Annotated in this window: 11 protein-coding genes; 4 read left to right on the top strand and 7 right to left on the bottom strand. The window is 44.6% G+C overall.

The features are described 5' to 3' along the window. Window positions 1–38: 38 nt before the first annotated feature. From AO382_RS05180 to ubiG, 4 genes are all read right to left on the bottom strand, one after another. Window positions 39–1,124 (bottom strand): RNA-guided endonuclease InsQ/TnpB family protein, encoded by a 1,086-nt coding sequence (locus AO382_RS05180; protein ID WP_064618728.1) that lies wholly within the window; start codon window positions 1,122–1,124, stop codon window positions 39–41. Window positions 1,125–1,298: 174 nt separating this feature from the next. Further along, a complete protein-coding gene (locus AO382_RS05175) occupies window positions 1,299–2,072 on the bottom strand; it encodes a YciK family oxidoreductase (protein ID WP_064610624.1) in 774 nt (257 codons plus the stop codon). Between the two features lie 44 nt (window positions 2,073–2,116). Beyond that, complete coding sequence (locus tag AO382_RS05170; protein ID WP_064618726.1) at window positions 2,117–2,812, bottom strand: HAD family hydrolase; 696 nt, start codon at window positions 2,810–2,812, stop codon at window positions 2,117–2,119. Between the two features lie 9 nt (window positions 2,813–2,821). Then, a complete protein-coding gene (gene ubiG / locus AO382_RS05165; RefSeq protein ID WP_064618724.1) occupies window positions 2,822–3,616 on the bottom strand; it encodes a bifunctional 2-polyprenyl-6-hydroxyphenol methylase/3-demethylubiquinol 3-O-methyltransferase UbiG in 795 nt (264 codons plus the stop codon). Between the two features lie 350 nt (window positions 3,617–3,966). Between ubiG and AO382_RS05160 the strand changes: the two genes are divergently transcribed. The 4 genes from AO382_RS05160 to AO382_RS05145 all read left to right on the top strand — a co-directional run bounded on the left by AO382_RS05160 (window position 3,967) and on the right by AO382_RS05145 (window position 8,418). After that, window positions 3,967–4,587 (top strand): thiol:disulfide interchange protein DsbA/DsbL, encoded by a 621-nt coding sequence (locus tag AO382_RS05160; RefSeq protein ID WP_064618722.1) that lies wholly within the window; start codon window positions 3,967–3,969, stop codon window positions 4,585–4,587. Window positions 4,588–4,855: 268 nt separating this feature from the next. Next, window positions 4,856–5,866, top strand: coding sequence for a TAXI family TRAP transporter solute-binding subunit (locus tag AO382_RS05155; RefSeq protein ID WP_064618720.1), 1,011 nt, complete (start codon window positions 4,856–4,858; stop codon window positions 5,864–5,866). A 73-nt stretch (window positions 5,867–5,939) separates the two neighbouring features. Next, on the top strand, window positions 5,940–6,461 hold the full coding sequence (locus AO382_RS05150) for a DUF1850 domain-containing protein (protein ID WP_081261371.1): 522 nt from the start codon (window positions 5,940–5,942) through the stop codon (window positions 6,459–6,461). After that, window positions 6,427–8,418: a TRAP transporter permease gene (locus AO382_RS05145; RefSeq protein ID WP_064618718.1), complete on the top strand. Its 1,992-nt coding sequence runs from the start codon at window positions 6,427–6,429 to the stop codon at window positions 8,416–8,418. Before AO382_RS05150 ends, AO382_RS05145 begins: the two co-directional genes overlap by 35 nt. 17 nt (window positions 8,419–8,435) lie before the next feature. Here AO382_RS05145 and AO382_RS05140 read toward each other — a convergent pair whose 3' ends face one another. The 3 genes from AO382_RS05140 to AO382_RS05135 all read right to left on the bottom strand — a co-directional run. Then, on the bottom strand, window positions 8,436–8,873 hold the full coding sequence (locus AO382_RS05140; protein WP_064618716.1) for an acyl-CoA thioesterase: 438 nt from the start codon (window positions 8,871–8,873) through the stop codon (window positions 8,436–8,438). Window positions 8,874–9,243: 370 nt separating this feature from the next. Continuing rightward, complete coding sequence (locus AO382_RS10670; protein WP_154806258.1) at window positions 9,244–9,408, bottom strand: hypothetical protein; 165 nt, start codon at window positions 9,406–9,408, stop codon at window positions 9,244–9,246. Window positions 9,409–9,504: 96 nt separating this feature from the next. Further along, window positions 9,505–10,348 (bottom strand): RNA-guided endonuclease InsQ/TnpB family protein (locus AO382_RS05135; RefSeq protein ID WP_064618714.1); only part of this gene is annotated, 844 nt, incomplete at its 5' end.

Here is a 10,348-nt window from a genome sequence, read left to right as displayed (position 1 = left end):
CCCTATCGTTCGGGGATTCCTGCTCCCAGACGGTCAAGCTAGGCCGCAAGAATGTTCTTAGCGGCATTAATATCTCTATCATGCCATGTACTACACTTTGCACAAGTCCATTCTCTTATTGCCAAACCTGCTCTACCTTTCGGACTGCTGTTGTCAATTTGACGGCAACATGAGCAAGTTTGGGTAGTGTATCGTTCATTTACGATTTCTAAACGGCAACCTGCATACTTGCATTTATAGTCCAGTTGTCGCTTTAATTCAAACCAACCAGCATCATAGACGCTTTTAGCCAGTTTGCCTTTTTTGCTGTTAAATTGATTGGATTTAACATCACCAACAACAATCAGTGCATTTTGCTTGATCAGTCCTGTGGTGAATTTATGGATTAAGTCTAACCTTGTGTTTTTAATTTTGGCATGAATTGCTTTGACACGTTGTTTGTTTTTGGCTCTTTGGGCAATGGCTAAGTCTTTGGCGTATTTGAGTGTTTGTTTGATTTGTAGTTTATCACCGTTTGAGGTGGTGGCACTGTCTTTTAAACCACTGTCTTTTAAACCTAAGGCAATGCCAACACTACCTGCTCCACATTGTGTTTTAGGATAGTCTTTGACGGTGATACACGCATACCAGCGGTTACGGCTATCTTGGACGATTTGGCAGGTGTTGATTTGATATAGTGATAGGTTGTAGCTATCCCATAGGTCAAGGATTAGTTTTTGTCCTTTGGCTAGGGATAGTTGCAAGGTGGATTTTAAGCCCTTTTTACCAGTTTGGTGGGTGGCAATATGTTTGATTGCAGCTTTTTTAAAGGGTATCCAGCCTAGGCTCTTGTGTTTGGCATTGGGTCGGTTGGTTCGCCAGTTTAATTTTGCTTTTTTAAATTGCTTTCGGCTTTTGGCGTGGGTTTCATTGATGGCTTGAATGGTTTGAGAGTGCAAGCCTAGTAGCTCACCGCTACCTTTGGTGTAGTCGTTTAAATCATAGGCAGATAAGAATTTGCCTGTACGCTGTAAATATTTATAACCCAAGTCATTGACATAGTTCCACACGAAATTGACCGAACCGCTTAGGCGGTTAAGCTGTGTGGCGTGCTTATCTTTGATGCGCAGCTTGAGTGTTTTCATGGGTTTAAGATCATTGGATTTTTATATTTTAAAGTTTAGTCAAATGATATAGGGCATAATTCCACCGCCTAAAGTCGCAGGTTTACGGCGGTGGTGGATAAAATTAGTATGACAGCTTGCCTAAAATTTAGGCTAAGTCACTGCAGCCACAACGCTGTATCAACCCAAAGCGGCTTATTTTGGCTGACAGTCAATCACTTGACCTTTGACGCCAGAAGCTTCATCTGTCATCAAATACACATACGCAGGCATAATGTCTTCGGGCGTTTTGAGCGTATAAGGGTCTTCGCCAGGAAAAGCGTGCGCGCGCATATTGGTGCGTGTGGCACCAGGATTGATACAATTAAACCGAAGCGCTGTCATGTTTTGGGTTTCTTGGGTAAAAATACTCACCATGCCTTCAACGGCTTGTTTTGAGAGCGCATACGCCCCCCAAAAAGCTCTTGGCTTAGCGCCAACGCTACTACTTGTAAATACCACAGAGCCGCTTTGGGCTGCTCGCAGCAGTGGAATCAGGCTTTGGGTGAGCATAAACACTGCAGTTGTATTGACCTTCATCACTTGCTCAAAGGTGATCGGATCGTACATCTCAAGCGGCGTCAATGCCCCTAAGATGGCGGCGTTATGTAACACGCCATCAATATGACCAAACTCTTTTTCGATCAGCCCTGCCAGCTCCTGCATCTGTGCAAAGCTTGCTTTTTCAAGATCCATGGGCAAAATCGCAGGCGTTGCCAATCCTAACTCTTCGATCTCATCATACACCGCCTCAAGCTTTGACTGCGTTCTACTAAGCAAAAGCACTGTCGCGCCACATTTGGCATAAGTCAGTGCCGCCACCTTACCAATACCATCTCCGGCACCAGTAACTAAGATGATTTTATCTTTTAGGCTGTCTTTAGAATAGTCAAACTTGCGTATCTCGTCATGTGAAAGCGTGGTTGTCATGAATCATCCAATCTATAATTTGGTTAATAATTTAATGTCTGTGTCTAAGATGATAGCTTTGTCAGCACCCAATCTGTCAACTCTTTAGGCGTCTCGGCGATGGCATCGGCGCCCCAAGCATCCATACCTGCCAAGTCCTCCGCCGACAAATAGCCAAACTTTGCGATGACTGTTTGCATATTGGCGGCGCGCCCTGCCACGATGTCCCGATGGTGGTCGCCGACATAGATACACGCGGATGGCTCAACACCAAGCTTAGCACACGCCAAATACAAAGGCTCAGGGTCGGGCTTAGTATTGATGACATCATCTGGACAGACCAACACTTGGCAGCACTCAGATAAATTTAACTTGTCCAACAAAGTTTCTGCCAAATAGCGCGGCTTATTGGTCACAATGCCCCACGGCAGCCCTTGACGCTCAAGCTCAGACAAAAGCTCATCAAGCCCTTCAAACACTCGGCTATCGACACAAATATCCGCCTCATAACGATCCAAAAATGCCTGGCGGTGGCTTAATAGCTTTGGATCGTCATCACTGACCTGTTCAAATTGCTCAGCAAAAATCAGCTTGACCATGGCGCGGGCACCTGCTGACACCTGCTCGCGTATCGCCGCTTCACTGGGGGCAGATCGCCCATCATCAGCGCACATCTGCTGAATGATACGAACAAAATCAGGCGCAGTATCAATCAATGTACCGTCCAAATCAAAGAGCACCGCTTGGATGGGCTGTGTCATAACGCTTCCTTAGGCACTTTTTGGTGCGTCTGTTTGCGCACTTGGTTTGATGAATGCCATCATATAATTGACATCGACATTTTTATTGGACAGCCAATAATGCTGCGTCATCGGATTATAATGTAGACCCGTCAAATCAAATCGCTGAAAACCGGCTCTGACCGCCATCTGATCCAATTCAGCTGGCGTGATGAACTTATGCCAATCATGCGTGCCTTTGTCCACCAAATTTAGCACATATTCAGCGCCGACGATCGCAAATAAATACGACTTAGGATTGCGGTTAATGGTACTCATCACGCACACACCGCCCGGCTTTAATAAATCATAGCACGCTTGTACAATCGCACTAGGATCAGGCACATGCTCAAGCATCTCCATGCAAGTGACCACATCATACTCACCGCCTTCACCCGCCAGCGCTTCAGCTGGAATGCAGCGAAAATGCAGCGTCTGTGCCATGCCCGTTTTATCAGCATGGATGCTGGCTGCTTTTAGATTTTCATCACCCAAATCAATGCCTAAGACCTTGGCGCCGCGTACCGCCATTGAATGCGCCAAAATCCCACCGCCGCAGCCGATATCCACGACCGACTTATCCACCAAAGATGAGCCATAATGCTCGCTGACGCGGTCTTCGATCCAATTAAGACGCAGTGGATTAATGTCATGCAGCGCTTTGAACGCTCCCATACGATCCCACCACTCATCTGCCAGCTTGGTGAATTTACCGATTTCGTCAAAATCAGCGTTACTAGCAGGATGCGGCGTGCTGTCGATGGCGGCGTGATCATTACTTTGCATGGTATTGCCCTAATTATTGTTAAATATTTTTATTTTATCATCTTTAACTGTCTTTGACTACTTTTTGGAATGATTCATCAATTCAAGCCAAAAACCTTTAATACAAACCCCTTAGGCATCTTAAAATGAGCGCAAACTCCAAGAAAAACTTGACAGAATTTTGATAAAATTTTACTCAATTTCGCCTGATGCATACAAAAATTTACACAATCTGCAACGAAGCATTAAGAAAACAGTTGCCACATTGGGCTAAAAATGCGATAAACTATAGCTCATCTGATTTCTGACCCCAATATCTACTAAGTGGTCTTTGCTTTTTTATTGTAAGTGTATTGCAACAAGGAAATTTTATGAAATTTGCACTAAAAACAACATTACTGATGGCTGCAGTGGGTCTGGCGACATTTGCTCATGCAAATTTTGTGGAAGGTCAAGATTATAAAGTCTTGCCAAATCCTGAAAATATCGCAGGCGATGTCATTGTGGTGCGTGAATTTTTTTGGTATGGTTGCCCGCATTGCTATAATCTTGAGCCGCACATGCAAAAATGGGCAAAAACCCGTGCCAGTGATGTGGCATTTTTCCAAACACCTGCGGCAATGAATCCAATGTGGGAAGTGGGCGCGCGTGGTTTTTATGCCGCTCAGCAGTTGGGCGCCCAAGAGCAAACCCATTTGGCACTGTTTGATGCTGTTCTTAAAGACGGCAAGCGTAATATCATCAGCTCACAACAAGAGCTTGGTAACTGGTATGCGTCTCAAGGCGTGGATAAAGCAAAGTTTGACAGCTTGTACAACTCATTTGCAGTAACCACCAAAATCGAGCGTGCCAAGGCAGGAGCGACACGCTATGGTCTATCTGGCGTGCCTGCTGTGGTTGTTCATGGTAAGTATGTGGTTTCTGGCGAAGCTGCCAAAGTGCCCCAAGTGGTGGATTTTTTGGTGAATAAAGTTCGCGAAGAAAAAAAGTAAGCAGCGTGCAATATCCTTAAAACTCTTAAAATCGGCATCAAGAAGATGCCGATTTTTTATGACCAAGGCAAAGGATTTGGATTGATGACTTGCCATGTCATCGTATTTTTTTATTAAGCTTGTCCCAAAATATACAAAAGTATAGTCAAAAGCCATCTTTTTCTGATATTATAAATTAATATGGAGCTAAAACTGAGTTTAGATTCAAAAAACTTGCATCTAACCCTACTTGATAAACAGTCCATATTTTATTTAACAAGGAGTGATTATGAAATTGACATCAAAAGCCGCCATCGCCACCTTAGCCGCATTGACACTTGCCGCCTGCGGGAATAATAACCAAACTGCCAATGCACCTGCTGCAAATAGCGATGCTGCTCAAACATCTACAGCTGCCAATGCGCTTGAGACTAAATTTGCCACAATCGGTACAGGCGGCGCCTCAGGTCCTTATAACATCATTGGCACCTCATTGTCCGAAATCTATGCACAGCAATTTGGTGTCAATTCAAAGACCCAAACAACAGGCGCATCCGTTGAGAACTTAAATCTTTTAAATCAAAAGAAACTTGAAATGGCCTTTGTGATGAACGATGCTCTTAGCGACGCTGTCAATGGCGTGGGCAGCTTTCAGCAAAAAGTAGACAATGTCCAAACCATGGCAACACTATATCCCAACTACGTTCAGATCGCCACCTCTAGCAAAAAAGGCATCAGTACCATTGATGATCTGCGTGGTAAGCGCGTTGCTGTTGGCGCCCAAGGGTCTGGTGTTGAGTCATCTGCGCGCGCCCTACTTGAGTCACTGGGCATCACTTATAATGATTTTACACCTGACTTTTTGGGCTATGCTGAAGCGGCGGATGGTCTAAAAACGGGTAAACTGGATGCCGCGTTCTTTACCAGTGGTTTACCAAACTCGTCACTCATGGAGCTACAACAAGGATTTGACTTACAGTTGGTTGCCATTCCTGCTGATAAAGTCACTCAAGCTGCTGCCAAAAATAACATTTTCGTTGAGCAAACCATTCCTGCGGGTACTTATGGCAATGATGCCGATGTCTCGACTGCTGCAGTGATGAATACTTTGGTGGTGCGCAGTGATTTGAGTGAGAATGACGTGTATAACTTGACCAAGTCATTTTTTGACAATTTATCCACGTTGCAAACTGCTCACCAAGCTGCCAATGGTATTACCATTGAAAACGCTCAGCAAGGTCTGATCGTTGATCTGCACCCAGGTGCCAAAAAATACTATGATGAAGTTGCAGGCAAATAATCCGTTCTTAGGTCGCAAAATGGTCGGTTATGTTATCGACCATTTTGCGTATATGTCTTAGCAGGAAGTTGCATTGCTTAAGCTAAACTCAGTTAGCAAGCCTTGGATATGGCTGATTTTGTTGGTTTTGGCAACATTACCGATCATCTACCTTGATAAAAGCGAGCAAGCCATCAGAATTCAAGGCGGTGATATTGATTGCCAGTGGTCTGAGCCTGATTTTACGCTCAAATGGCGGCACTCTGTCGAAAAGCAATATTGGCAAGAGTATTATCACATGGATGGCACACAGCTTCGTCTGACCAAGACTTTTATACAAACTTTTGGAGCTGGCACGCCATCAGCAGGTGCTGTCATTCCAGCGCCTGAAGGCTACATTGGGCTTTCAAGCGATGTGCTGTTGCCCAAAATCCATTGGGTTGTTTCGCGTAATATGCAAGGGACAATTCTGGGTCAATACGGCTCATTACCCATCTATGAACGTGTTGAGGACTATACCGAGATTCAAATATCCAGTGAAGAACATCCCAAATGGTTTTGGCTGATTAAGGAGAGCTGTCATGACCGACACGCACACACAAAACATTCCAGCTGATGCCAATGCGCAAGCTGTACTCGAAAAATTTGACCGAGAATCTATCACCAGACACCCCACCAACAAAACAGTAAAATGGCTGATTGCAGCCATTGCCATTGCTTACTCTTTATTCCATGTTTATATCACTTTTAATCCCATGTCAGAGCTGCTGCAGCGATCGATTCACGTTGCTGTTGGCACTGCACTGATATTTTTGATTTATCCTGCCAGCAAAAGCAGCAGCCGTCGTTCTGTAGCCTGGTATGACTGGATTTGGGTTTTGTTGTCATTTGTGACGGCAGGCTATTTAATATTTGAATTTAGCGCCATCACCAGTACACGCGGCGGCATCGCCAATCAAACAGATGTGATTTTTTCTATCATTACTGTTATTGTGGTTTTGGAGAGTGCTCGGCGTATCACAGGATGGATTTTACCGATTTTTGCATTGATTTTTTTGGCCTATCCTTTTGTTAGCCACATGGATTTTATGCCTGACAGACTGCTGACACGTCCTTATGATTTGGGCGATATTTTTGGGCAATTATACCTAAAAACAGAAGGTCTTTATTCGTCAGCGATCGGCGCTTCTGTGACATTTATCTTTTTATTCATCCTATTTGGCGCTTTTTTGGGACGCTCTGGCATGGGTCAGCTTTTTAATGATTTGGCATTAGCGTTAGCAGGTCACAAGCAAGGCGGTCCTGCCAAAGTAGCTGTCATCTCAAGCGGCTTTATGGGATCAATCAATGGCTCAGCGGTTGCCAATGTCGTGGGCACAGGCGCCTTTACAATTCCCTTGATGAAGCGCATCGGCTATCAAAAAGAATTTGCAGGCGCAGTGGAAGCCAGTGCTTCGGTTGGCGGTCAAATTTTACCGCCAATCATGGGTGCTTCAGCATTTATTATGGCAGAGACGACAGGTGTTAAATACAGCACCATTGCATTGGCTGCGGTATTACCTGCTTTGCTGTATTATCTTGGGGTGATCATGCAAGTTCATTTTCGTGCAGGTCGTCGCGATCTAAAAGGCATACCAAAAGCCGATTTGCCACGCGTCAAAGAAGTGCTCAAGCAGCGTGGTCATATGCTCTTACCGATTGTCGCTTTGATTGCATTATTAGCAAATAACATCCCTGTGGGCTATGCTGCTGCCTATACCATCGCGTTTACGATAGTCATCAGCTGGCTAAGACCAGCGACACGCATGGGTTTTAAAGACATCTTAGAAGCGCTTGAAGATGGTGCCAAGCAGTCCTTGTCAGTGATGGCGGCGTGTGCGGCGATTGGTGTGGTCATTGGCGTGGTTAATTTAACCAGTTTTGGCTCTGTGGTTACTTCATCCATCGTTACTTTAGGTGCAGGCTCACTATTTTTGACCTTACTACTGACCATGATCGCATCGATGATTTTAGGCATGGGCTTGCCTTCCATTCCTGCCTATATCATTACCGCAACGATGGCAGCGCCTGCTTTGGCAAGCTTTGATGTGCCAATTTTGGTAGCGCATATGTTTGTCTTTTATTTTGGGATATTTGCCAATATCACACCGCCGGTGGCACTAGCAGCCTTTGCTGGCGCGGGCATTTCAGGTGGCGATCCGATGAAGACAGGCTGGCAGTCGCTAAAACTTGCCTTGGCGGGTTTTATTGTGCCATTTATGTTTGTTTATAACCCAAATATGCTCATGATTGATGTTGCTGACGCCATGGTGACCACCAAAGAGTTTTTGCGCCCTGCTTGGCATACCATCGCGATGGTCTCTGCCACCTCAATCATCGGCGTGATCGCGCTGTCAGCTGCCGTGGAAGGCTACTTTAGGACACAAATGAACGCATGGCAGCGCCTTGTGATGGCGATAGGTGCGTTTTGCTTAATCGTGCCTGAAATGCTGACCGATATGGTTGGGTTGGTATTGGTTTTAGCGATGTTTGCTTTGAATTTAAAACTGTCTAAAAGCACGCAAGCTGCTTAAAACTCTTAAAATCGGCATCAAGAAGATGTCGATTTTTTATGGATAAAATTGAGCAGCGCCTCAGGGATATTCACCACTTTTTGTGAGGAATAATCAAAGCAGACCATGCCGTTCTTTATCATCGCAATCACAGCGCCATTTTGATGGAGAATTTTGGTATAAATTTCAAAACCTGAACGACCAATCTCACCGATGCTAATCTGACACATCAGCTCATCACCATAAAACGCTTGCGAAACATACTGCACCATGGCATCTGCCATAATCAGCCCAGCCCCGCCTGCATCCATCTCCGAAAAACCGCCCGAAGCCAACCAGCGCAGTCTGACTTCGTGCACCAGTCTAAGTACGGCATCGTTTGCCAAATGATTGCCATAATTCAAATCGCCCACTTGTACTTTTAGCGGCGTACTAAATAACACTGGTTCAGGCGGGGTTAGGCGTACTCGTGCCATAGATGCTCCTTGGTGACTTTTGATCATCTTAGCCGATCGGATCATAAATTACCAGAATTATTCATCAAGCCTTGTAAGCATTCTCCTACACAGATTGGCGCTTTTTGCCACTGGTCAGCTGATGCCAAATTTGAGATACTATCCACACAGCGAAGGAATGGGCAAATGGATGAGCCACACGGATGAACTGCTGTATTTAGGAAGATTGCATGGAAATAAGGCGCAAGCCTTTTGCTAATGGATGAGTAATAAAGCCACATGAACCCAAATTTCATGTGGCTTTATTACTTTTAGACTTATCATGACTTTTGGCTCATACCAATCAACCTCATTCGATGATCTGATGCCGATTGGCTTAGACAGCTTTAAGTCATTCTCTGGGCTGCTCAAACTCAGGGTGTTTTTTGTACCATTGGTTGTTATCACGGCTAAATATGACAATTATAATCACAGGCGCCAACACGCTCAGCCAAATGCCATAAGTCAAAGATAGGCTTGTATTCACCGCGATATAACTGATGAGAATGATCGCCAATGCCGCACAAAAAGCCAGTAAATTTGACCTAGAATGCTTACACTTGACTTCCTCCCCGCCCTATCGTTCGGGGATTCCTGCTCCCAGACGGTCAAGCTAGGCCGCAAGAATGTTCTTAGCGGCATTAATATCTCTATCATGCCATGTACTACACTTTGCACAAGTCCATTCTCTTATTGCCAAACCTGCTCTACCTTTCGGACTGCTGTTGTCAATTTGACGGCAACATGAGCAAGTTTGGGTAGTGTATCGTTCATTTACGATTTCTAAACGGCAACCTGCATACTTGCATTTATAGTCCAGTTGTCGCTTTAATTCAAACCAACCAGCATCATAGACGCTTTTAGCCAGTTTGCCTTTTTTGCTGTTAAATTGATTGGATTTAACATCACCAACAACAATCAGTGCATTTTGCTTGATCAGTCCTGTGGTGAATTTATGGATTAAGTCTAACCTTGTGTTTTTAATTTTGGCATGAATTGCTTTGACACGTTGTTTGTTTTTGGCTCTTTGGGCAATGGCTAAGTCTTTGGCGTATTTGAGTGTTTGTTTGATTTGTAGTTTATCACCGTTTGAGGTGGTGGCACTGTCTTTTAAACCACTGTCTTTTAAACCTAAGGCAATGCCAACACTACCTGCTCCACATTGTGTTTTAGGATAGTCTTTGACGGTGATACACGCATACCAGCGGTTACGGCTATCTTGGACGATTTGGCAGGTGTTGATTTGATATAGTGATAGGTTGTAGCTATCCCATAGGTCAAGGATTAGTTTTTGTCCTTTGGCTAGGGATAGTTGCAAGGTGGATTTTAAGCCCTTTTTACCAGTTTGGTGGGTGGCAATATGTTTGATTGCAGCTTTTTTAAAGGGTATCCAGCCTAGGCTCTTGTGTTTGGCATTGGGTCGGTTGGTTCGCCAGTTTAATTTTGCTTTTTTAAAT

This window comes from Moraxella catarrhalis, assembly GCF_001656295.1.
Taxonomy (GTDB): Bacteria; Pseudomonadota; Gammaproteobacteria; order Pseudomonadales; family Moraxellaceae; genus Moraxella; species Moraxella veridica.
This window is presented reverse-complemented; position numbering and strand designations above follow the sequence as displayed.

Bases quoted from the DNA above. Each gene is read 5' to 3' on its own strand.
- AO382_RS05140 (WP_064618716.1), bottom strand. From the start codon at position 8,873: ATGGCACGAGTACGCCTAACCCCGCCTGAACCAGTGTTATTTAGTACG.
- AO382_RS05175 (WP_064610624.1), bottom strand. From the start codon at position 2,072: ATGACAACCACGCTTTCACATGACGAGATACGCAAGTTTGACTATTCT.
- AO382_RS05160 (WP_064618722.1), top strand. From the start codon at position 3,967: ATGAAATTTGCACTAAAAACAACATTACTGATGGCTGCAGTGGGTCTG.
- AO382_RS05155 (WP_064618720.1), top strand. From the start codon at position 4,856: ATGAAATTGACATCAAAAGCCGCCATCGCCACCTTAGCCGCATTGACA.
- AO382_RS05180 (WP_064618728.1), bottom strand. From the start codon at position 1,124: ATGAAAACACTCAAGCTGCGCATCAAAGATAAGCACGCCACACAGCTT.
- ubiG (WP_064618724.1), bottom strand. From the start codon at position 3,616: ATGCAAAGTAATGATCACGCCGCCATCGACAGCACGCCGCATCCTGCT.
- AO382_RS05145 (WP_064618718.1), top strand. From the start codon at position 6,427: ATGACCGACACGCACACACAAAACATTCCAGCTGATGCCAATGCGCAA.
- AO382_RS05170 (WP_064618726.1), bottom strand. From the start codon at position 2,812: ATGACACAGCCCATCCAAGCGGTGCTCTTTGATTTGGACGGTACATTG.